We start from the raw sequence: 20761 nt of genomic DNA, 5'->3' as shown, positions 1-20761 counted from the left end.
CGCCGTGGCGTCGATCACTTCCCCTGTTCAGGAGAAGGGGCCGTTCCTGACAAGCTTCGCCGCCTCGCCGGCGGCCGTGGGGCCGGTGCCGTACGAGGGGCAGAGGGCGGCCAGCGGGCAGACGCCGCACGCGGGGCGCCGGGCGTGGCAGATGCGGCGGCCGTGCCAGATCACCCGGTGGGAGAAGATCGTCCACTCGCGCTTGGGCAGCAGCTGGCCCACGATGTGCTCGATCTTGACCGGATCGGTCTCGTCGGTCCAGCCGAAGCGGCGCACCAGCCGCTGGAAGTGGGTGTCGACGGTGAGCCCTGGCACGTCGAACGCGTTGCCCAGCACCACGTTGGCCGTCTTGCGGCCCACGCCGGGCAGCTTGACCAGGTCCTTCAGCCGGCCGGGCACCTCGCCGCCGTGGCGCTCGCAGATCGACTGCGCCATGCCGATGATGCTGTTGGTCTTGGCGCGGAAGAAGCCGGTCGAGCGGATGATCTCTTCCATCTCGGACCGGTCGGCGGCGGCGTAGTCGGCCACCGACGGATATTTCGCGAACAGAATGGGAGTGACCATGTTGACCCGCTTGTCCGTGCACTGCGCGGACAGGATGGTCGCCACCAGCAGCTCAAGGGGGTCGGTGAAGTCGAGCTCGCAATGAGCGTCAGGATAGGTCTCCGCGAGGATGCGGTTCATCTTGCGCGCCCGCCGCACCCGTGCGAGCTGGGTCTCCGGCTTGCGCCCCGCCGCGTTCGTGGCCATGCCGCAAGAGTAGAAGCTCTGGCAAACGGTTGGACCCGCGATGGCCGCAGCGGGCGGCCTCCTGTCGGGCACCCAGAGGGGCGTCCGGTAACTTTCCTCCCGGAATCCGGTAAACCCGATCAACACGGGCACACCCGGAACACCCCGGCATTCCCATAACCTGTGTGTGCCGCCCGAAGTGGGGTGAGTCACAATGGCAGCAGAGGAGGCAGTGTGAACACCGAAGATGTGCTGGGCAAGGCCCCCCTGTTCGCCGCGCTGGACCGCGAGAGTGCCGCGGCGCTGCGCACCAGCATCACCGAGGTCCAGTTGCCCAAGGGGCAGACGCTCTTCCACGAGAACGAGACGGGCGACCGCCTCTACGTCGTGCTCGACGGCAAGATCAAATTGTCCCGCACGTCGCCGGACGGGCGGGAAAACCTGCTCAGCGTGCTGGGGCCGAGCGAGATGTTCGGTGAGCTGTCGCTGTTCGACCCGAGGCCGCGCACGGCCACGGCGACCGCGCTGACCGAGGTGCGCCTGGCCGGGCTCGGCCACGACGACCTGCGGCCCTGGCTGACCGGCCGGCCCGAGGTGGCTCTGCACCTGCTGCGCGCGCTCGCCCAGCGGCTGCGCCGCACCAACGACGTGCTGGCCGACCTGGTGTTCACCGACGTGCCCGGGCGAGTGGCCAAGCAGCTGCTCGACCTGGCCGAGCGGTTCGGCATCAAGACCGACGACGGCGTCCGGGTGCACCACGACCTGACCCAGGAGGAGCTGGCCCAGCTCGTCGGCGCCTCCCGCGAGACGGTCAACAAGGCGCTGGCCGACTTCGCCCAGCGCGGCTGGCTGCGCATCGAGGCCAAGGCCGTGGTCATCCTCGACATCGACCGGCTCTACAACCGGTCCAGATAGGTCATGAGGCGTCGAGATAGTCCAGCTGGGCCAGCACCGACATCTCCGCCGCCGGCCAGAGCGACCGGTCGACGTCGGCGTACACGATCTTGACGATCTGGCGTGCCGTGCGCGCGCCCTGCTCGCGCGCCGCCCTGATCTGGTCGAGCCGCTCGCGCCGGTGCGCGATATAGCCGTCGAGCGCGCCGATCGGGTCGGGCAGCACCGGCCCGTGGCCCGGCAGCAACGCCCGCGCCTCCAGGCTCTCCGCCGCCGTCCTCAGCCGGTCGAGGCTGCGGAGATAGTCGGCCAGGCCGCCGTCGCGGGCGATGATCGTGGTGCCCCTGCCGAGCACCGTGTCGCCGGTCAGCATCGCCCTGTCGGCGGGCAACCAGAAGCACAGCGAGTCGAACGAGTGGCCAGGCGTTCCGTACACGTGGAGCTCCAGCCCCGCCACGGTCACCACGTCGCCGTCGGCGAGGCCCTCGTCGCCCAGCCGGTGGCGCGGGTCGAGGGCCCGCACGGGCGCGTTCACCATCCGGGCGAAGCGCCTGGCGCCGCCGCTGTGATCGAAATGACCGTGGGTGAGCAGGATCTCGGTGACGCGGCGCTCGCCGAGATGGTCGCGTACGCGCTGAAGATGTGACTCGTCCTCGGGCCCCGGATCGACGACCAGCACCTCCTCGCCCGCGCCGATCAGCCACGTGTTGGTGCCGTCGAGCGTCATGGCGGAGGGGTTGGGGGCCAGCAGGTTCTCGGCGTGCTCCGTACGGGATCCGTCGGGCGTGCCGATCGGGATGCGCAGACCGCTCACGGAGCCACCACCAGCCGCATCTCGCCCTCGATCTCGACCGCCCTGGGCATGATGCGCACGATCTCCCTGGGCGTCGCCAGGACGTCGCCCACGCTGTCGCAGGCCGCCAGCTCGGTGAGCGTACGGTGCGTGGGCGGCATGAGGAAGATCTCCCCCTGGCGCGCCAGCTCGACCGCCTCGGCCGGGCGCTGCCACACGACCTGGTCGGCCTCTCCGCCCACGTCACGGGTGCGCTGGCCGTCGGGCAGCACGGCGGCGAAGAAGCGCGTGTCGAAGCGCTTGCGCTCGATCTCCGGCGTGATCCAGTGCGCCCACGGCTTGAGCAGGTCGGAGCGGAGCACCAGGCCGCGCCGGGCGAGGAAGTCGGCGAAGGCCAGGCTCCTGTCGATGAGGGCGAGCCGGTCGGCCTCCCAGTCGTCGCCGGTCGTGTCGGCGACCACGGAGCCGGGCCCGGGCCCTGCCAGCAGCACGCCCGACTCCTCGAACGTCTCGCGTACGGCCGCGCACACCAGCGCCCGCGCCAGCCGCTCGCTCGCCTTGAACACCGCGCCCCACTCCGCGGGAGACGGCCCGGCCCAGGCGACCGCCTGGTCGGCGTCGCGCTCGTCCACGGAGCCGCCGGGGAAGACGTACGCTCCCGCCGCGAAGGCCATCGTGGACTTGCGCCGGAGCAGGTAGACCTCGGGGCCCTCGCGCAGCAACACCACGGTGGCGGCGTCCCGCGCGGGCACCGGCTCGACCCGTCCGGCGAGAACGTCCCGCGCCCGCGCGGCGAGCTCGGCTGGAAGCGGAATTCCGGTCACCCGACCTCCTTAGAACATCACTCGGTCATGGTGACATATCCCGATTCAGGCTACTTCGGCGATCAGCTCCACTTCCACGGGCGCGTCCAGCGGGAGCACGGCCACGCCCACCGCGCTGCGGGCGTGCTTGCCCTGCTCCCCGAAGACCTCCGCGAGCAGATCGCTGGCGCCGTTGGCCACCTGCGCCTGCTCGGTGAAGTCGGGCGCGCTGGCCACGAACACCACGGCCTTGACGATCCGCCGCACCCTGGACAGCTCGCCCAGCTCGCCCTTGAGCGCCGCGACGGCGTTGAGCGCGCAGATGCGGGCCTGCGCCCGGCCCTCGTCGACGCCCAGGTCGACGCCGAGCTTGCCGGTCTGGTGCAGCCTGCCCTCCAGCATCGGCACCTGGCCCGAGGTGTAGACCAGGTCGCCCGTGCGTACGGTGGCGACGTAGGAGCCCACCGGCGCGACGGGCGGCGGCAACGTCAGGCCCAGCTCTTCGATCTTCTGCTCAGGCGTCACTGCTTCTCCCGCTTGAAGTAGGCGACGAGCTGCTCGGGCGTGGCGCCCTGCAGGATCTGCACCAGCTCCCAGCCGTCGGCGCCGAAGTTGTCGAGGATCATCTTGGTGTTGTGGATCAACACCGGGGCTGTGAGATATTCCCATTTCTTCATGGCTGTCAGCGTCTCACAAGAACCGTCATCACCACCTGCCACCGACGCGGCGCCAGTGTGAGCAATCTCAAAGGGTGGTCGTCGGCTTTCGACAAGTGACCGTTCGGTAGCCTCGAATCGTGGACTCTCCGGACACGGACTGGGCCGGCGTGCGACTGCACGTGGTCACCGGCAAGGGCGGCACCGGCAAGACGACCGTGGCCGCCGCTCTCGCTCTCGCTCTCGCCTCCGGCGGCCGAAAGGTGCTGCTCGTGGAGGTGGAGGGCCGGCAGGGCATCGCGCAGATCTTCGACCTGCCGCCGCTGCCGTACGAAGAGCGCAAGATCGCGGTGGCGCCCTCGGGCGGCGACGTCTTCGCGCTGTCCATCGACCCGGAAGCGGCCATGCTCGAGTACATGGAGATGTTCTACGGGATGCGCAGCGCGGGCCGGGCGCTGACCAAGATGGGCATCGTCGACTTCGCCACCACCGTGGCGCCGGGTTTCCGCGACGTCCTCGTCACCGGTAAGACGACCGAGGCCGTACGCCGGCGGGGCAGGAACGGCCGCCGGATCTACGACGCCGTCGTCCTGGACGCTCCACCGACCGGCCGCATCGCGCGGTTCCTCAACGTCACCCAGGAAGTGGCGGGCCTGGCCAAGGTCGGGCCCATCAAGAACCACTCCGAGCTGGTCAACAACGTGGTGAAATCCCCCGAGACCGCCGTGCACTTCGTCACGCTGCTCGAGGAAATGCCGGTCCAGGAGACGCTCGACGGCATCGCCGAGCTCCGCGCCGCCGGACTGCCCGCCGGCGGCATCTTCGTCAACATGGTCCGCGAGTCGCTGCTGCCCCAGGCCGCTCTTGACACGGCTGTCAGGGGCCGTTTCGACGCCGGTGAGTTCGTGCTGGGGCTCAAGGCCGCGGGCGTGGCCGACGGCGCCGAGGCCACGGCGATGGCCGAGGCGCTCGCCGAGGAACTCGTCGAGCACGCCCACCGCACCGAGCTGGAGAAGGCCGAGCGCGAGTCGCTGGCCGAGGCGGGCCTGAAGAGCTACGAACTGCCGCTGCTGGCCGACGGCGTCGACCTGGCCGGCCTGTACGAACTCGCGGAGAGCATGCGCACCCAGGGAGCAGCGTGAAGAAGCCCGCAACCCTCGACATCGACGCGATCCTCGACGACCAGGGCACCCGGATCATCGTCTGCTGCGGCGCCGGCGGCGTGGGCAAGACCACGACCGCGGCGGCGCTCGGACTGCGCGCCGCTGAGCGCGGCAGGTGCGTGGTCGTGCTGACCGTCGACCCCGCCAGGCGCCTCGCCCAGTCGATGGGGCTGACCGAGCTGGACAACACGCCGCGCCTCGTCAGCTCCCCCGAGGGCGGCGGCCAGCTGTTCGCCATGATGCTCGACATGAAGCGCACGTTCGACGAGATCATCGAGGCGCACGCCGATCCCGAGCGGGCCCGGCAGATCCTGTCGAACCCCTTCTACCAGTCCCTTTCGTCCAGCTTCTCCGGCACACAGGAATACATGGCCATGGAGAAGCTGGGCCAGCTCCGCCGCTCCGACGAGTGGGACCTGATCATCGTGGACACCCCGCCCTCGCGGAACGCGCTCGACTTCCTCGACGCTCCCGAGCGGCTCGGGCGGTTCCTCGACGGCAGGTTCATCAGGCTGCTGACGGCTCCGGCCAAGGCCGGGGGGCGCAGCGCGTTCCGGCTGCTCAACGCCGGGTTCGGGTTGATGGCGGGCGCGATGACCAAGCTGCTCGGCGCTCAGGTGATCAAGGATCTGCAGACGTTCGTGTCCGCGCTCGACGCCGTGTTCGGCGGGTTCAGGCAGCGGGCCGAAATGACGTACCAGCTGCTGCAGGCCCCCGGCACGGCCTTCCTCGTGGTGGCCGCGCCCGAGCGCGACGCGATGCGCGAGGCGTCCTATTTCGTCGAGCGCCTGGCCGAGGAGCGCATGCCCCTGGCCGGCCTCGTGGTCAACCGCGTGCACGTGTCGCCCGCCCCGGCGCTCTCAGCCGCCCGCAGCGCCGCGGCCGCGGAGGACCTGGAGTCGAGGGGCGAGCATGAGCTGACCGCCGCCGTGCTGCGGCTGCACGCCGGTCGGATGCAGCTCACCGCCCGCGAGAGCCGCGAGCAGGAGCACTTCGCCTCGGCCCACCCCACGGTGCCCGTGGTGCAGGTCCGCGCCATGTCCGAGGACGTCCACGATCTCACAGGTCTGCGACAGATCGGTGACCTGCTGGCGACCGCCTGACAAAGAGAAAGTACGGCCGGCGGACGGCGCCGGCCGTACTCGCTCGTGGGCCTGATCAGCCCGCGATCAACTCGTTGGTTCGTTCGTATTCTTCCTTGGCCGACTCGAGCAAGTCTCGCCACGAGTCGACGTCAGGACGCCGACGAAGCAGTGCACGCCGTTCTCGTTCTGTCATGCCGCCCCACACCCCGAACTCGATGCGGTTGTCCAGCGCATCGGCGAGGCACTCCGTGCGGACCGGGCAACCCCGGCAGATGAGCTTCGCCCTGTTCTGCGCGGCGCCCTGCACGAACAGGGCATCCGGATCCGCACCCTTACAGGCGGCACGGGAGGTCCAATCCGTGATCCACATTTTTCGACCCCACTCCCCTTAGGTGGTCAGTCGTCATTTGGGGCCGACGGGCGCGGGCGCCGAGCCTCCGTATTCAGTTGCCGCAGGGAGAACGTACGCAACGAGACGTTCGGGCCGACAGACCCCAGAGGACCAATTTCTCGAGCGTGATCTTGACCGGGAATGACTAGTCACCCCCGTCAGTCAAGGCGAAATGGTGTCGCGCTACCGGTTCGGTCACCGTTTCGACGTACGCTAGGTAGCGTGCAAGCTCGCGGCAAAGATCGCTCCAACCCCGTTCTCAACATCCTGCGACTGATCATCGCCGGATCGGCGGCCGGGGTGCTCGCGGCCGCCGTGGCGCTGCCGGCGGTCGGCGGAGCCGGGATGTCCACGAAGAGCGCCGTCGAAGGGCTCAACCTCAAGCCGGAAAACCTCGATGAGCCTCCTCTGCCCGAGCGGACCGAGCTGCTCGATGCCAACGGCAAGAAGATCGCCTGGTTCTACTTCGAAAACCGTCAGTCCGTGCCCCTCGACAAGGTCGCGCCGATCATGCGGACGGCGCTCATCTCGATCGAGGACTTCCGTTTCTACCAGCACGGACCGATCGATGTGGAAGGAACGGCCAGAGCGCTGATGAAGAATTTCACCAGCGGCGGCGTGACACAGGGCGGCTCGTCCATCACCCAGCAGTACGTCAAGCAGGTGCTGGTCAACAAGGCGGAGACGCCGGAGGAATACCAGGCGGCGATCGCGCCCACCCTCTCCCGCAAGCTGACCGAGCTGCGCTACGCGATGGCGATCGAGAAGAAGTACACCAAGGACCAGATTCTCGAGAAATATCTGAACATCGCTTACTTCGGCGCCGGCGCCCACGGCATCCAGGCCGCGGCCAAACGCTTCTTCGACAAGCCGGCCTCCGAGCTCGACCTCGCCGAGGCCGCCACGCTGGCCGGTGCCGTGCAGAACCCCGCGCGCACCGACCCCAACGTCGACTCCGACTCCCGCAAGCGGCTGCTGGAGCGGCGCAACGTCGTGCTCGACCGGATGGCCCAGATCGGCAAGATCACGCCGAAGGAGGCCGCCGAGGCCAAGAAGAAGAAGCTTGGCTACGAGGACATCAAGATGTCCGGCGGCTGCGAGTCCAGCAAATATCCATACTTCTGCCTCTACGTCCAGTACGAGATTCTCAACAACGAAGACTTCGGCAAGAACCAGGACGAGCGCCGCAAGCTGCTCCAGCGCGGCGGCATGAAGATCAAGACCACGATCGACCCCAAGATGCAGGCCGCCGCCGACAAGGCCATCAAGAAGTACGTCAGCACCAAGGACAAGCCGGTCGCCTCGCAGGCCATGATCGTGCCCGGCACCGGCGAGATCAAGGCCATGGCCGCCTCCCGCAAGTTCGGCGGCAGCAAGAAGAAGAACGAGATGAGCTACAACATCGTGGCCGACGCGGCGCACGGTGGCGGGCGCGGCTTCCAGCAGGGCTCGACGGCCAAGGTCTACACGCTGGCCGCCGCCCTGGAAGAGGGCATGAAGTACAGCGACGGCTTCCCCTCCCCCTCCGGCTACAAGGCCGGCAGCTACAGCTCGTTCAAGAACTGCGACGGCAAGAACGTCGGCGACCCGAGCCACACCGTGCGCAACTCCAGCGAGGGCGGCGGCGGCTTCAAGACCCTGCAGACCGGCACGTGGGGGTCGGTCAACACCTTCTTCGTCAAGCTGTCGCAGGAGGTCGGCCTCTGCAAGGTCGTCAAGATGGCCAAGCGCCTCGGGGTCAAGCGGGCCGACGGCCAGAAACTCTCCGAGGTGGAGACCTTCACGCTGGGGGTCAACGAGGTCGACCCGGTAACGATCGCCAACTCGTACGCGGTGTTCGCGGCGCGCGGAAAATACTGCAAGCCGCTGGCCATCACTGAGATCACCGACCGTAACGGCGCGACGAAGCAGTACGAACCGAAGTGCTCTCAGGCGATCGACGAAGACGTCGCCGACGCGGTCAACGGCATCCTGGAGGGCGTCTTCACCAAGGGCACGATGAGCGGCGTGGGCGGCATCGGCAGGGACGCGGCCGGCAAGACCGGGACGACCGACAACTACATGTCGGCGTGGTTCGCCGGCTACACGCCCAACCTGGCCTCCGCGGTCAGCCTCGGCGACCCGCGCGGCACCTCGGCCCACAAGCTGATCGGCATCACGATCGGCGGCACTTACTACCCGTACGTGTACGGGTCCTCCATCTCCGGACGGATCTGGAAAGACTCGATGCTCTCCGCCCTGAAGGGGGTCGAGCCGCGGCACTTCACGGCGGTCGACAAGTCGCGGTTCGGCGGGTGCACCGACAACTGCGCGCCCAAACCCAAGAAGAAGCGCGACGACCGGCGAGGCGACAGGGGCCCGCTCGACATCTTCGACCCGGGCAACCGCGACTGGCCCGGTGACGGCGACAGGCCCGCCTGGGAGGGGCGCGGCGGCGACGGACGGCCCGGGGGCTGGCGCGGCCGCGGCTGAACAGACGCGGTCCTCACCCGGGCGCGGGCTTGCGCGGGCTGCTTGGCGCGGGCACGTGTTTACTCGCACGGGCTGGTTTGCGCGGGCGCGGCTCTCAGGCCGACAGAGCGCCGGGCTGAGGCCTCCGCCCGTCCGAGAGGAGGCCCCGGCCATGACAGCCGTGCCAGAGGGCCGCAGAGGGCGGCTGAAGACGCTGTACGGCGATTCCGCCCCGAAACTACTTGCCCGCCAGCCTCGCGCGCACCGTAGCCGCGACCCGGCCACCTTCGGCCCGCCCGGCCACCTTCGGGTTGACGGCCTTCATGACCTGCCCCATCGCCTGCGGCCCCGACGCGCCCGTCTCGGCGATGGCGGCATCGACCAGCGCCGCCAGCTCGTCGTCCGACAACTGAGCGGGCAGGTATGCCTCCAGCACCGCCTGCTCGTCGAGCTCCGCCTGCGCCTGCTCGGCCCGCCCCGCGTTGCCGAACGCCTCCGCCGCCTCGCGCCGCTTCTTGGCCTCCTTGGTCAGCACCTTGATGATCTCGTCATCGGTCAGCTCCCTGGCCTCCTTGCCGGAGACCTCCTCGACGTTCACCGCCGCCAGGGCCATGCGAATCGTCCGGAGGCGTACTTCGTCCCGGCTCTTCAGCGAAGCCGTCAGATCGGCCTTCAGCTTGTCTTTCAATGCGCTCATGCGCACCATCTTGCCGCCTGCGCGAACGCCCCGCGCCGGATGTCGGGCATCATGAATGGGTGAGGAAAGCCGTCGCATTGCCACTGTCCATGCTCGGTCTCGGCCTGGCCGGACTGGGTTACGCCTCCGTGGTGGAGCGCAACTGGTTCCGCCTGCGCCGTTTCGACGTACCCGTGCTGGAGCGCGGCCACCGTCCCGTGCGCATCCTCCACCTGTCCGACCTGCACCTGACGCCTGGGCGCTCGATGCTCATCAAATGGGTGCGCTCCCTGGGCGCCCTGGAGCCCGACCTGGTCGTCAACACCGGCGACTCGATCGCGCACCCGGAGGCCGTCCCGGCCCTCCTGCACGCCCTCGAGCCTCTGCTGTCCCGCCCGGGCCTGTTCGTCTACGGCTCCAACGACCTCTATGCCCCCCAGCCGAAAAACCCGGCCCGCTACCTGTGGCGCACGTCCAAGAACGAACGCCGCCAGCACGTCCCCAACCTGCCGTGGGAAGAGCTCGGCGCGGGCATGGCGTCCGAGGGCTGGCTCGACATGAACAACACCACGGCCCGCATCAAGGTGGCCGACCTCGACGTGGCCGTGGCGGGCATCCACGACTCCCACATCTCCCGCGACCGCTACGACCTCGTGGCCGGCCCCGCTCCCGCGGACGCCGACCTGCGGCTGGGCGTCATGCACTCCCCCGAGCCGCGCAACATGACCCGCTTCGCCGACGACGGCTACCAACTTCTGCTGGCCGGCCACACCCACGGGGGCCAGCTCTGCATCCCGTTCTACGGCGCCCTGGTCACCAACTGCGGCATCGACCGGGCCAGGGTGAAAGGGCTGAGCCGCCACGATTCGGCCTGGTTGCACGTGTCCGCCGGCCTCGGCACCTCGCCATACGCACCGGCCCGGTTCGCCTGCTTCCCGGAAGCGACGCTCCTCACCCTGGTCCCCCGGCGATAAAGGCGGTCACATCCACCTTGGGAGTCCGCTAGACTTTTCCAAGCACGTGCACGACGGCGTGCGACCGGGGTGTAGCGCAGCTTGGCAGCGCGCTTCGTTCGGGACGAAGAGGTCGTGGGTTCAAATCCCGCCACCCCGACAGAGTTTGACCAGGTAGAGGGCTTGATCCGCTAAGCGGGTCGGGCCCTTTTCCGTTTCTGGAAGTCGATAGGAGCCAATCGGGGAGCCAACTCACTCGGACTCAACCCGTCGGCTTGTCGCCGAACACGGTGTTCATCGTTTGAGCGCCCTTCGTGATCACCGGCTTGAGCTGGTGCCGGTAGACCGCTTCCGTGACGCTCGTACCTGCGTGCCCGACGAGATCGGCGATGGTCTCGATGGGTACGCCTTGGTCACTCATGATGGAGACGAACGAGTGACGCAGCTCGCGGGGTGTCCAGTCGGTTCCAATCCCCGCGTTCTTGGTGATCTGCCGGAACGCCCGCCGCACGTTCGCGGCGTCCAGCGGGGTGCCGACGCTCGTACAGAACACCAGGTTGTGATCTTGCCACAGCCCGCCCACCTTGAGCTTCTGAGCGGCTTGGCGAGCGTGGTGGTGCCGGAGTGCCTCGGCGGCGAGCTTGGGCAGTTCCAGCGTGCGCCGTGACTTGCGAGTTTTGGTGTCCCCTCCTACTCGGTCGGCTCGCCACACGTAGATGGCGAACCTCTTGTGTTTGAACCCTGCCTCGGTCACCGGCTGCCACGCCTTGAGGCTGGGGATCCACGCGACGACGTGATCCCAGCGCAGCGCGCGGGCTTCCTCAGTACGGACGCCCGTGGTGAGGCTGAGCACCACGTAGGCGTGGAGTTCGAACGACGCGGCAGCCTGGAGCATCGCGTCCGCCTGATGGCGAGTGAGTGCCTTGCTGGGCCTGCCGTCCTTGCCCGTGGGCGTGGTGACCAGCTCGGCGACGTTCCTCAGCACCAGGTCACGCGCCTGAGCTTGCCGGATGGCCCGCTTCAGCACGCTGTGGACGTCTCTGAGCGTCCTGGTAGCCAGGTCGCCGGAGAGTGTGTCCAGCCACTCATCCACGTGATCCGCACGTAGCTGCTGGAGCTTCATCTTCCCCAGCCTGGGGATAACGTGCGTCTCCGCGAGGATGCGTTGCTTGGTGACGGTGTTCTCGGATCGGCCCTTGAGGCCCTTGCTGAGCCAGTCGTTGACGGCATCGCGCACGGTGTAGGTCTCCGATGCGGTGACGCCGGACTCAAGAGCCTTGACGGCCTTGATCAGCTTGTCCTTGACGGCGGTCTTGGTCTTGGCCTTGCGCTTGAGGCGCTGGCGTTTGCCGTCGGGGCCGAATCCGAGGGAGATGGCTCCGGTGTAGCCGTCGCCCTCGGGATAGATGGTCGCTTCGTACTTGCCGATCAGGATCTTGGCCAAGGGATCACCCCTTCTCGTGACGGTTGAGGTACTCCTCGATCGCCTTCCTGATCACCCACGACACATCTCGTTCCTGCGACTCGGCGTACTTGCGGAGACGGTCTTTCAGTTCCGTGTCCACGCGTACGGGAGGCAGGGTCGTTCGGTCGCTCGTCATAGACGGCTTCCTTTCGTGTCATGCAGTTATCAAGAGGCGCCGGCCGGTTGTGCGGGGTTCCGGACAACCGGCCTTGTAGAACGTAGTAGCACGATGCTCTACGCCTCGTCCATCGATTCCAGTGAGGAAACGAACTCGGCAAGGTGCCGGTCGGTGATCCGGCGCAGCTTGCCGATCTTGATGCTCTTGAGCTGTCCCGTACGGAGAAGGAAGTAGACCTTGTCACGTCCGACGCTCAGCATCTCCGCGACTTGTTCGACGGTGTATGCCTGCATGTGCATCCCCCCTCTCGGTCGTCGAGGTGTGCCCGCGCACGGTCGCCGGTTACGGATGGTGATCGTCCGCCGGTTCGTCCGTCCGCGCCTGTCACGGCCTCTATACGCGCAGACGCGCGGACGGACGCGGACGGCGGACGCGGACGATTACGGATCGTGCACTTCCGGAAGGGCTCGCCAGCGGCCCCGTGAGACCTGTTCGACCTGGCGCGTGCGGCTCAGCTCTTGGAGGCGTTGGTAGACCCAGGTTCGGCGCATGCCGGTCGCGCGCATGAGGTCGCCGATGCTCACCCCGTCGCTCGGGGCCTGCCTCAGCGTGGCGGTGAGGGTGTCTTCAACGGCTCGTACGGGGTTGTCGCGTGCGTGCCGGGGTGAGGGCCGGATGGTGGAGTGCGGCGGTTGGGTGGGCATCTCTGCCGCGCGTTCCAGGGCGTGGGCGGACACCTCGTCGAGGGGTGGGCGGTGGTCGGCGTGTTGTTCGGCGGTGGCCTGTACGCCCTCATCGTCGAGCAGGTACGTGCGGGCGCGGCGGGGGATGTCGTGTTCCGGCGAGCTGATCAGGAACTTGCCGGGGGCGTCCAGCTTGTGCGGGTGCCATCCGGCCTTGACCATGCCCTGTCCCAGGATGAGGTCCCCGTCGCGGGCTTCCCGGACGCGGAAGCACAGCCGGACGTCCATCTGGGAGCGGACCGCGCTCTTGCCCATCGCGTCCTTGGAAGGGCGTTGGGTGGCGGCGATCAGGTTGACCGCCGGCGCGCGGCCACGTCGGGCGATCGAGTCGGCGTGGTCGATCGCGCGTGGTGCCTCGCTGGCCAGTTCGGCGTACTCGTCGATGACGATGATCAGCGCGGGCCGTTCCGGTGAGGGCTCCCATACGCGTTCGCCGCGCGTGGTGAGGTCGTCGGCGCGGCCGTCGAGGATGACCACGGCGTCGGCGAGCAGAGCCTCTGCTTCCTGCGGGGTGGTGGCGATCCGGTCGATGCAGGACGCCCACGGGAGCAGTTCCATACCGCGTTTGAGGTCGACGGCCCACAGGATCACGTCCTGGCAGGCGGTCAGGTCGCCGAGCAGGACGTTGACGCCTCCGGACTTGCCTGCCCCGGACATGCCCGCGAACAGCGCATGTCGGCGGAGCAGGGGGACGCGGACCGGGCTGCCGTCCTCGAACAGGCCCAGCTTGGCCGGTTGGGTGATCGAGGTGATGGCGGGGCCTGGCCAGGCGATCGCGTCGGCGTGCGGGTCGGTTTCGATGACGCGTACGTCGGCGCGGTTGGCTTTCTTGCTGGCCACGGGCTGGACGCGGATGCCGCCGCGGGTGGTGCCGAGCGCCGATTCCAGGCGGGGGACGGCGTTGATGGCGTCTTCGACGGTCTGGCCGACGCCCAGCCCGAGGCGGAAGCGGTAGCCCCACAGATCGACCATGGCCGATTGGATGCGGGATCCGGCCAGGCCGGCGGCTTGGGCGATGTCCGGCCAGGCGGCCAGCGTGCGCTCCACGCGCACGCGGGCACGCCTGCGGCGGTGCGCCCACCAGGGCACGGCCAGCACGATGGTGCCGCCGCCGAGCACGGCGGGTAGAGGGTCGGTGAACGGGCCCAGAGAGGTGGCCAGGGTCAGCCACGTTCCGGCGAACGCCGTGGTGACGGCGGCGTAGGCGCGTTCGACCGGGCGGGTGAGGTTGACCCACCGTCCCCACAGGGCCAGCGCGCCAGCCACGAGGGCGGTGGCGATGATGACGGTGGGCCACCAGTCGGGGAACCAGCGCCGCAGGACCATGCTCGCGGCCAGGACGCTCACGCCGATGGTGAGCGGGGCGAGTTCGGACCGGTAGCGCCAGGCCAGGCGGGCGATCCCGGCGACGGCCAGGGGCGCCAGATCCAGATCGTCGATCATGGCGATGGGTTGCACGCCGTAGCGGCGCATCCGGCGCGCGTTGCGCCGCAGTTCGTAGCGTGAGGCGCGGTGTCTGTTCATCGGCCCTCGCCCGTCCTGTGGTCGGCGGGCATCTGGGCGTGCAGCTCGTCGCGTACGTAATAGAGCGGGTCGTCGTCGCCGTCGTGGTGGGCGGCCAGGGTGGCGCGGATGGCGGCGAGCAGGTTGGCGCGCTGGTAGCGGACGCTGGCCAGTTCGGCGCGCAGGCCGGTCACCTCGTCGATGACGGTATCGATGTCGTCGAGCGCGGCGATCACGTACTCCCACAGCGGGAGCAGGGGCGAAGAGTCGTGGGTGAGTGCCGTCAGGAGCTGGGCGGCGGTGGTGTTGCGGTGGGCGGCCTCCTGCTGACCACTGGGCGTTATGCACGCTGATCTGCACCGCCGCCACCACGGCCGGGCTCGACCCCGACCGGATCAAGTTTCTGGGCACCGTCCGCATCGTGCGCCGCTCGGTCACCGACCGTGCGGCTTTCCCCCTGAGCCGCCCGAAGCCTCCTGGGTTCGGGCCCTTCACCAGGTCGCGCACGGACGGAACATGAACCCGCGCCGCCGGTACCGTTCCTACCCGCGAGCCGTCAAACGCTCGCGCAAGAGCAGCTATCGCGAGCGATGCCCCTCCGACAAGGGCATCCGATACGCAGGACCGCCGACAGTCGCACTCTTGCCCACGCCATCGACCGCCCAGACGACACCATGATCATTTCTTATCTAAACGGCATTGGCTGGCCCGGGGGCTGTGTCCTTACCAGAAGAGATTGCTCACGCTGGTTGTTCCTGTGCCCCGGCGACTAGCCTCGGCGATTCACGGCTGCTGGTGAGAGTTCAGACCGGATGATCGGTTGAACAGCAAAGAGTGCTCCTGATCTGGAAGATTACGGATTGTCGAGATCAACAACCTTCCAGAGCGAGGAGCACTCTTCGCGTGCAGACTATCCCGAAGTGGATGCAAGGGCTGGCGGTCACGGTCGGCGGTCACGGCGTGGTCCCTCACGTCGGTACGGCGGGGCTGCGGATGCTGGCGTTCAAGTCCGGCCTGACCAGCGAGCTGTCGGCGGCGTTGCGGGTGCGCGGCCGGCAGGTGGTGCATGACCGGGGCCAGGTACTGTCCGATCTGAGTGTGATGATCGCTGATGGCGGGACAGCGATCCGGCACATCCGTACCCTGCGCGATCAGGGCGAGTTATTCGGGCCGGTGGCCTCGGCGTCGACGGCATGGCGGGCGTTGGAGGAGGTGACCGCCCGGCAGCTCGACAAGATCGCCGCTGCTCGTGCGAAGGCCCGGCGGCGGGTATGGGAGTTGATCGCTGCCCGGCACGGTGGCGTGCCGGCCTCGCGGACCTGCTACGGCGACCTCGGCGACTGGGTCGTGATCCGGCTGGATGCCACGATCCAGGTCTGTCACAGCGACAAAGAGGCGGCGGCGGGGACGTTCAAGGGCAGCTACGGGCTGTTCCCGCTGACCGCGTGGTGCGACAACACCGGCGAGTGCCTGGCCATCAAGCTGCGTCCGGGCAACGCGGGCGCCAACACCATCACCGATCACCTCGAGGTGCTGGCCGCCGCGATCGCACAGATCCCGCCGAAGCATCGCCGGCGGATCCTCATCACCTGCGACGGGGCCGGCGCCACGATCGAGCTGCTGCAGTTCATCACCACGCTGAACACGCGCAGCCGCCGGGCCCACTACTCGGTCGGCTTCGACCTCGACCAGCGGGCCCGCGCCGCGATAGCCGCGCTGCCCGCCGACGCGTGGTCGTGCGTGCTGGACGACACAGGCCAGGCCCGCCCTCTGGACAAGGCCGGCACCGCCGAGCTCACCGGCCTGCTACGGCACTCGGCCGGCGGTGACAAGCTGGCCACCTGGCCGGCGGGCATGCGCATCCTGGTCCGCCGGGAGAAACCCGCCCCGGGCGCCAAGCTGACCGACTTCGAGAAGGCGCGCGGCTGGCGCTACCAGCTGATCGCCACCAACACCCCCGCCACCGCCCTGCCGCTGCAGCAGGGCGAGGCGCGCCACCGCGTCCACGCCCGGGTGGAGGACTTCATCCGGTGCGGCAAGAACACCGGACTGGCCGCTCTGCCGTCCTGGTCGCTGGCCATCAACCAGGCCTGGATCATCGCCGCCGCGATCGGCTGCGACCTGCTGTCCTGGTTCCGCCTGCTGTGCTGCGCGGCCGAGCTGGCCATCGCCGAACCGCCGACGCTGCGCTACACACTGCTGCACACCAGCGCCCGCCTGGTCCGCGGCCAACGGCGACGCACCATCAAGATCCCCTGCACCTGGCCCTGGGCCCACCAACTGCGACACGCCATCGCATCCGTCCTGGCGCTGCCCGCTCCCACCTGAGCACCAGCCCTGCCCCTGACACCCCGACCGGCAAGACACCACCGGCCCGTGGACCCGGCACCACCGGCGTGACCGCCGGGGCCAGCACCCTGCCCAGAAACCCAATTGAAGATCCACAAATCATCCAGCCGTCACGCTGGGCGCAGCCACCCAAACCCGTGAATCATCGAGGCTAGCTAGACGCCGACCTTTTCCACAGACCCGATGACAAAGACGTCACCATTCGGAGCATGAGTGAGGCAGTCGATGTCCCCATCTACCTTATATCCGAAGGGCTTGCTTTTGCCCCATTTCTCGAACCCGCCGACCAGGGCCATCGAAGATCCCTGCAGAATATTGCCGATATCGGGGACAGTAACGCCGCGTTTACCGTTGATCTGTGTCGGGGTCGTACCCTTCGGCCAGACAAGCCCAGCAGGTGGTGAGCCAGCGATCATCAGCTCTAAGCATCGGTTCGCGGAGTTGTAGTTCAGCTCCCCTCTTGCAGCGACGAGGAAGTTGAGAGTTGAGCTGCGTACGACGATCTTCGGGTCGTGACCAACCGCAGTTACATGGTCGATACCGCTTGCTGCGGCATCGGATGGTTGGCCGGTACGAGGTGCTGTGACCGCTACGCCACCGTCCAGTGAGGCGCAGGCCGCAAGGAGTATCAGCAGAGCCAAGATGGCTGTGCCGGTGGGTCGAGGACGGCAGCGTAACAGTCTCATAGATGCATCCAACCATCTGGAGGGCTTGGATGAGTACCTTCCTCATAGTTTGAGCATCAATGCTTAACGCAGGGTCGCGTCCCGCTGTGAGTGCCGCGAACTCCACCGCAACGGGGGAGACCGAGGGTCAGCAGGTCGGACAGCTCCATACCTTCCAGGAGGTGCCGAAACCGTCCGCGGATGAGTACCCCTTGACAGATGATAGGAGCGTCTCGCCCCTATCTGCATAAATCCCGCTATTTACACCGATCGCTATGGAGTCAAAGTAGCCCGGGCCTCCGCTGTCCCCCTCACGCATGAGGTAGTCCGTTACTATGGCGCGAGGGCCAGCAATGCTTTGTGCGAGGAGCCTGACGACCTTTCCGCATTGGGCGGGGCGATCAGCTCCGGCGGTTGTTCTCCCGAACGAGCAGATGCGCTGATTCACCGAGGGGGCGTTCATGATCTCTCTTACGTACCGGGGAGTGTTCAGGTCGTAGTAGAAGGTTCGGGTGTATGTAAGGCTGCCTCCTCCGTAGCGAGCCAGATCATACGGGTCGCCATTACCCGTACGGCCTAACGTTGTTCCCTTGGTGTAGTAGTCCGGGTGGTTCCTGTACCAGAAATAGAGTGGACGTGAGCAGTGTCGAGCGGTTACCGCATTTCTTTCTCCAGAGGTAGAGATCGCGTTGAAGGCCGATGTGCATCTGGTCGTTCCGGGTGAACCTTCCTCCAGGAATCCTCCACCCCTGAGGTAGTCGTCGATGGGCTCATACCCTATTGAGTCGACAATGTTTAAACTTAGATTGATCTTGTCGTTGGGTGAAGGCTCCGGCTGGAGGGTGGCCTGCAGTGCTGCCCGGTTCGCGGCGACCTCCTTCTTGAGCTCGGCCGTGAGAGTGACGGCCCCAGTCTCGAAGTCTGTTGTAGCCTCCGCCAGGGCCACTTCTGGGTGACCCGTAAGTGCGTCGTAACGTGACTTAGCGAGCTGCTCGAGCTCCTTTTCGGAGAACCCCTTGTTGCCGACGAGCACGACCTCTACGGGAAGCTGCTTGGCGAGGCTGACAGCTTCCGGTGGAATCTGGCCCTTGAAGGCGATGAAGGCACCGCGGCCGTCGTCAGTGATCTTAAGCCCGGCAAGGTCATCAGGAAACCTGGACCGAAGCGAGTCGGCGATGGGGTAAAGGCGTGGAGACCAGGCATGGCGATCGATCGACTCTTCGAAGCTGATCCCCTCCGCTTCAGCGATGCGGTTGAGGTCGATTAGTCTGGCAAAGGGGATGCCGTCGACATCAATCGTTGGGTCAGGAACGGGCCCGTCCGGCATGTCGCGTTGAGTGGATGGATTCTTGGCGATGACCTCCGCGGCATATCTGTCGAGAGCCTGCTTGAGCGTGATTCCCTTACTGCGCGCCTCCTTTGACAGTCTGTCCAGCGTGGGTCGCTTTAGAACAGGCTGAGTCTCTGCCGTGAGAGTGATGGCTCCCGTGCTCGGAGACGGCTCCGGGGTAGGGCTGGCCGCATAGGCAGAAGACGGGGAAACGGCAGCGAATGGGATCACTACTGCCAGGACGAGGGCGGCGCGGTGGCTGAGCTTCGGCAAGGACTCTCCAATTCCCGACGTTTATAACGCCGCACAAGTGTGGAGGTTGCCAACAAAATCCTTCGCGATAAACCCATTGAGATCAACCCTTGAAGTTCGTGGGTAGTCATCTATGATCCACCGTGCAGCCTTTTCGTGCGGATTGTGTTGCGATGATCGCTCACAGTAGTACGCGCAGCATATGGGCGCGTTTTGTGCATCTGCGAAATGACGGAGTGTTGCGGCGCGTAACGCAACGGAATAACCAACAGGAGAAAAGGCGTCGTTTCGGGCTGCTCGATTCATAAGTCTCTCGCTTGGCTGCGCGCCCACTCCGCCACCGCAGCCGGCCAAGCTGGCCGTGCGTACCCAGCCAGTCAGGCCGCCGGTGGCGGGAGTCGGTGACGAATCCACCGGGCCAATCACCGAATATGAGGATGCCATCGCGGCCGGAGGCGGGCCGTGAGCGCTCGCAGGCACGCACTCATCCAGTACGCTGCGGCTAACACCATCGGGTACAGGCGCCTGGCCGCCGACGCCTGTCCCAGCCAATAGATCCCGGGCCAGCCACCGTGGCGAGTCAGAAGAGCGTGTCGTGCGCCAGCACCGACACCTGCAGGCGCTGAATAAGCCGCAGGCACCGCCGGCAGGTGACCGGCGCCTGCGAGGAACGCAGACGGCGGGGATCCCACCCCGCGATGCCAGTGTGGCAGGCCGGGGCGGGCAGTTCCTCGTCGTGGCGGTCGACGCCGGTGCCGGCGAGGTGCACGGTGCGCGAGCCTTCGACGCGCACGGCACGGGCGGGGTCGCCGACGGCGGGCCGGTCGACCACCGTGCCGGTCAGCATATCCGTGCCGGGCGTATTCAAGGCTTTAGCCTTCAAAACAATACCAAAATCTATTTAATCGTGGCAGGCGGATTTGTTTGCGCGGGCAACACCGCAATACACGCTCGCAGAAATAGGAATCATTCACCTTTTGCCGGAGAGGGGCGGCGTGCCTCACGCTCACGGTTTCCCACAGTTTCCCAGTGGAAACCGCTGCGGAACCCCCGAGCGCACGCCGTCGTGAGACGGCTGGCACCCCCACCGAAGGAGGTAGCCATGACCACCCAGGGCCGATGCGTTCTCATGTTGTGAAACCGAGTAGCTGGAGTCCGTCGGCGGGGTGACTGCGGTAGTGGTCGGTGGCTGCGGCGATGTTGGTCCAACCGATCAGACGGGCCAGGCCGATGGCCAGGTTTCGCAGGCCGGCCATGATGCGGGGTGCGGTGCCGGTGCGGACGCGGGAGGCGTCTTCGCGGTAGGTGACGTCGCGAATGTGGTGCAGGGCCTCGATGCTCCAGTGGCCGCGGATCAGGGTGGCGAGCTGGGCGTGGGTGATCCGGCCCGGTGGGAGGTTGGTGATGGCGTAGATCGTGACGATGGTGGTCTTGCCGGTGCGGTGGTCGGTACGGCGGCGTTTGACCTGGATGGCCTGGGCGGCGTGGGGGAAGGGCAGTGCGGGGCGGGCGGTGCAGATCTTCATGCGGCGGATCTCGCGGCGGCCGTGGCCGGTCTCGTCGGTGCGGTCGTTGAGGATCGCTTCGCGCCAGGGCAGGGCCTTGAGCCGGCGCAGGAGTGTGGGCGTGGAGTAGGCCGCGCGGCGCGGTTCCCTTGACGGGGCGTTTCCGCGCGGCCCCTCCCCGAACCGGACGGGCGAGTTTCCCCGCATCGCGGCTCTCCAGTGGTGCTACTGCGCGTG

The 20761-nt window shown here is 67.4% G+C and carries 22 protein-coding genes and 1 tRNA gene; 7 read left to right on the top strand and 16 right to left on the bottom strand.

From position 1 onward, the window contains the following. Window positions 1–27: 27 nt before the first annotated feature. A complete protein-coding gene (nth, locus tag ABGB01_RS27250; RefSeq protein ID WP_347776375.1) occupies window positions 28–750 on the bottom strand; it encodes an endonuclease III in 723 nt (240 codons plus the stop codon). Window positions 751–963: 213 nt separating this feature from the next. Between nth and ABGB01_RS27245 the strand changes: the two genes are divergently transcribed. Then, on the top strand, window positions 964–1644 hold the full coding sequence (locus tag ABGB01_RS27245) for a Crp/Fnr family transcriptional regulator (RefSeq protein ID WP_347617301.1): 681 nt from the start codon (window positions 964–966) through the stop codon (window positions 1642–1644). A gap of 1 nt (window position 1645) precedes the next feature. Here ABGB01_RS27245 and ABGB01_RS27240 read toward each other — a convergent pair whose 3' ends face one another. From ABGB01_RS27240 to ABGB01_RS27225, 4 genes are read right to left on the bottom strand one after another with little or no spacing between them, the layout of a single operon-like run. After that, window positions 1646–2437 carry an MBL fold metallo-hydrolase gene (locus ABGB01_RS27240; protein ID WP_347776374.1) on the bottom strand — a complete coding sequence of 264 codons (792 nt, stop codon included), beginning with the start codon at window positions 2435–2437 and terminating at the stop codon, window positions 1646–1648. Beyond that, window positions 2434–3231: an NUDIX hydrolase gene (locus tag ABGB01_RS27235; protein WP_347776548.1), complete on the bottom strand. Its 798-nt coding sequence runs from the start codon at window positions 3229–3231 to the stop codon at window positions 2434–2436. The genes ABGB01_RS27240 and ABGB01_RS27235 overlap by 4 nt, the downstream gene beginning before the upstream one ends. A 54-nt stretch (window positions 3232–3285) precedes the next feature. After that, window positions 3286–3744, bottom strand: coding sequence for a RidA family protein (locus ABGB01_RS27230; protein ID WP_347776373.1), 459 nt, complete (start codon window positions 3742–3744; stop codon window positions 3286–3288). Beyond that, window positions 3741–3896: a hypothetical protein gene (locus tag ABGB01_RS27225; protein WP_165959776.1), complete on the bottom strand. Its 156-nt coding sequence runs from the start codon at window positions 3894–3896 to the stop codon at window positions 3741–3743. Before ABGB01_RS27225 ends, ABGB01_RS27230 begins: the two co-directional genes overlap by 4 nt. Window positions 3897–4015: 119 nt before the next feature. Between ABGB01_RS27225 and ABGB01_RS27220 the strand changes: the two genes are divergently transcribed. Together ABGB01_RS27220 and ABGB01_RS27215 are read left to right on the top strand one after the other, a co-directional pair. Further along, window positions 4016–5017, top strand: coding sequence for an ArsA-related P-loop ATPase (locus ABGB01_RS27220; RefSeq protein ID WP_347776372.1), 1002 nt, complete (start codon window positions 4016–4018; stop codon window positions 5015–5017). Beyond that, complete coding sequence (locus ABGB01_RS27215; RefSeq protein ID WP_132514715.1) at window positions 5014–6141, top strand: ArsA family ATPase; 1128 nt, start codon at window positions 5014–5016, stop codon at window positions 6139–6141. The genes ABGB01_RS27220 and ABGB01_RS27215 overlap by 4 nt, the downstream gene beginning before the upstream one ends. Window positions 6142–6196: 55 nt before the next feature. On the opposite strand, the gene ABGB01_RS27210 is transcribed toward ABGB01_RS27215, so the two are convergent. Next, the gene (locus tag ABGB01_RS27210) at window positions 6197–6493 is read right to left on the bottom strand and encodes a WhiB family transcriptional regulator (protein WP_090771382.1); all 297 of its coding nucleotides are present in this window, start codon (window positions 6491–6493) and stop codon (window positions 6197–6199) included. Between the two features lie 243 nt (window positions 6494–6736). On the opposite strand from ABGB01_RS27210, the gene ABGB01_RS27205 reads away from it, so the two are divergent. Next, on the top strand, window positions 6737–8986 hold the full coding sequence (locus tag ABGB01_RS27205) for a transglycosylase domain-containing protein (RefSeq protein ID WP_347776371.1): 2250 nt from the start codon (window positions 6737–6739) through the stop codon (window positions 8984–8986). A 217-nt stretch (window positions 8987–9203) separates the two neighbouring features. Here the strand turns inward: ABGB01_RS27205 and ABGB01_RS27200 are convergent, their stop codons facing one another. Then, window positions 9204–9662, bottom strand: a complete 459-nt coding sequence (locus tag ABGB01_RS27200; RefSeq protein ID WP_347617307.1) for a GatB/YqeY domain-containing protein — start codon at window positions 9660–9662, stop codon at window positions 9204–9206. A gap of 89 nt (window positions 9663–9751) precedes the next feature. Between ABGB01_RS27200 and ABGB01_RS27195 the strand changes: the two genes are divergently transcribed. Continuing rightward, window positions 9752–10615: a metallophosphoesterase gene (locus ABGB01_RS27195; RefSeq protein WP_347776547.1), complete on the top strand. Its 864-nt coding sequence runs from the start codon at window positions 9752–9754 to the stop codon at window positions 10613–10615. 65 nt (window positions 10616–10680) lie between these two features. After that, window positions 10681–10754: transfer RNA gene (locus ABGB01_RS27190), tRNA-Pro, on the top strand. Between the two features lie 102 nt (window positions 10755–10856). On the opposite strand, the gene ABGB01_RS27185 is transcribed toward ABGB01_RS27190, so the two are convergent. The 5 genes from ABGB01_RS27185 to ABGB01_RS27165 all read right to left on the bottom strand — a co-directional run bounded on the left by ABGB01_RS27185 (window position 10857) and on the right by ABGB01_RS27165 (window position 14659). Further along, window positions 10857–12038, bottom strand: coding sequence for a site-specific integrase (locus ABGB01_RS27185; protein WP_347776370.1), 1182 nt, complete (start codon window positions 12036–12038; stop codon window positions 10857–10859). A gap of 4 nt (window positions 12039–12042) precedes the next feature. Beyond that, window positions 12043–12195 (bottom strand): ribbon-helix-helix domain-containing protein, encoded by a 153-nt coding sequence (locus ABGB01_RS27180; RefSeq protein ID WP_106240258.1) that lies wholly within the window; start codon window positions 12193–12195, stop codon window positions 12043–12045. 98 nt (window positions 12196–12293) lie between these two features. Beyond that, on the bottom strand, window positions 12294–12470 hold the full coding sequence (locus ABGB01_RS27175) for a helix-turn-helix domain-containing protein (protein ID WP_347776369.1): 177 nt from the start codon (window positions 12468–12470) through the stop codon (window positions 12294–12296). 147 nt (window positions 12471–12617) lie between these two features. Further along, window positions 12618–14444 carry a cell division protein FtsK gene (locus tag ABGB01_RS27170; RefSeq protein WP_347776368.1) on the bottom strand — a complete coding sequence of 609 codons (1827 nt, stop codon included), beginning with the start codon at window positions 14442–14444 and terminating at the stop codon, window positions 12618–12620. Continuing rightward, complete coding sequence (locus ABGB01_RS27165; protein WP_347776367.1) at window positions 14441–14659, bottom strand: hypothetical protein; 219 nt, start codon at window positions 14657–14659, stop codon at window positions 14441–14443. Before ABGB01_RS27165 ends, ABGB01_RS27170 begins: the two co-directional genes overlap by 4 nt. 667 nt (window positions 14660–15326) lie before the next feature. Here ABGB01_RS27165 and ABGB01_RS27160 point away from each other — a divergent pair. Further along, window positions 15327–16751 carry an IS1380 family transposase gene (locus ABGB01_RS27160; RefSeq protein WP_347776366.1) on the top strand — a complete coding sequence of 475 codons (1425 nt, stop codon included), beginning with the start codon at window positions 15327–15329 and terminating at the stop codon, window positions 16749–16751. A 176-nt stretch (window positions 16752–16927) separates the two neighbouring features. On the opposite strand, the gene ABGB01_RS27155 is transcribed toward ABGB01_RS27160, so the two are convergent. The 4 genes from ABGB01_RS27155 to ABGB01_RS27140 all read right to left on the bottom strand — a co-directional run bounded on the left by ABGB01_RS27155 (window position 16928) and on the right by ABGB01_RS27140 (window position 20731). Continuing rightward, on the bottom strand, window positions 16928–17458 hold the full coding sequence (locus tag ABGB01_RS27155; protein ID WP_347776365.1) for a hypothetical protein: 531 nt from the start codon (window positions 17456–17458) through the stop codon (window positions 16928–16930). A 127-nt stretch (window positions 17459–17585) separates the two neighbouring features. Further along, window positions 17586–19040 carry a S1 family peptidase gene (locus ABGB01_RS27150; protein WP_347776364.1) on the bottom strand — a complete coding sequence of 485 codons (1455 nt, stop codon included), beginning with the start codon at window positions 19038–19040 and terminating at the stop codon, window positions 17586–17588. A 559-nt stretch (window positions 19041–19599) separates the two neighbouring features. Next, window positions 19600–19866 (bottom strand): hypothetical protein, encoded by a 267-nt coding sequence (locus ABGB01_RS27145; RefSeq protein WP_347776363.1) that lies wholly within the window; start codon window positions 19864–19866, stop codon window positions 19600–19602. A 280-nt stretch (window positions 19867–20146) separates the two neighbouring features. Beyond that, window positions 20147–20731 (bottom strand): ISAs1 family transposase, encoded by a 585-nt coding sequence (locus ABGB01_RS27140; protein ID WP_347776362.1) that lies wholly within the window; start codon window positions 20729–20731, stop codon window positions 20147–20149. Window positions 20732–20761: the final 30 nt, after the last annotated feature.

This window comes from Nonomuraea sp. B5E05, assembly GCF_039880665.1.
In the GTDB taxonomy this organism is placed as follows: domain Bacteria; phylum Actinomycetota; class Actinomycetes; order Streptosporangiales; family Streptosporangiaceae; genus Nonomuraea.
Note: the sequence above shows the minus strand (reverse complement) of the source record. Positions and strands in the feature narration are given on the sequence as shown.

Bases quoted from the DNA above. Each gene is read 5' to 3' on its own strand.
- nth (WP_347776375.1), bottom strand. From the start codon at position 750: ATGGCCACGAACGCGGCGGGGCGCAAGCCGGAGACCCAGCTCGCACGG.
- ABGB01_RS27225 (WP_165959776.1), bottom strand. From the start codon at position 3,896: ATGAAGAAATGGGAATATCTCACAGCCCCGGTGTTGATCCACAACACC.
- ABGB01_RS27210 (WP_090771382.1), bottom strand. From the start codon at position 6,493: ATGTGGATCACGGATTGGACCTCCCGTGCCGCCTGTAAGGGTGCGGAT.
- ABGB01_RS27200 (WP_347617307.1), bottom strand. From the start codon at position 9,662: ATGAGCGCATTGAAAGACAAGCTGAAGGCCGATCTGACGGCTTCGCTG.
- ABGB01_RS27195 (WP_347776547.1), top strand. From the start codon at position 9,752: ATGCTCGGTCTCGGCCTGGCCGGACTGGGTTACGCCTCCGTGGTGGAG.
- ABGB01_RS27180 (WP_106240258.1), bottom strand. From the start codon at position 12,195: ATGACGAGCGACCGAACGACCCTGCCTCCCGTACGCGTGGACACGGAA.
- ABGB01_RS27175 (WP_347776369.1), bottom strand. From the start codon at position 12,470: ATGCAGGCATACACCGTCGAACAAGTCGCGGAGATGCTGAGCGTCGGA.
- ABGB01_RS27170 (WP_347776368.1), bottom strand. From the start codon at position 14,444: ATGAACAGACACCGCGCCTCACGCTACGAACTGCGGCGCAACGCGCGC.
- ABGB01_RS27155 (WP_347776365.1), bottom strand. From the start codon at position 17,458: ATGAGACTGTTACGCTGCCGTCCTCGACCCACCGGCACAGCCATCTTG.
- ABGB01_RS27145 (WP_347776363.1), bottom strand. From the start codon at position 19,866: ATGCTGACCGGCACGGTGGTCGACCGGCCCGCCGTCGGCGACCCCGCC.
- ABGB01_RS27140 (WP_347776362.1), bottom strand. From the start codon at position 20,731: ATGCGGGGAAACTCGCCCGTCCGGTTCGGGGAGGGGCCGCGCGGAAAC.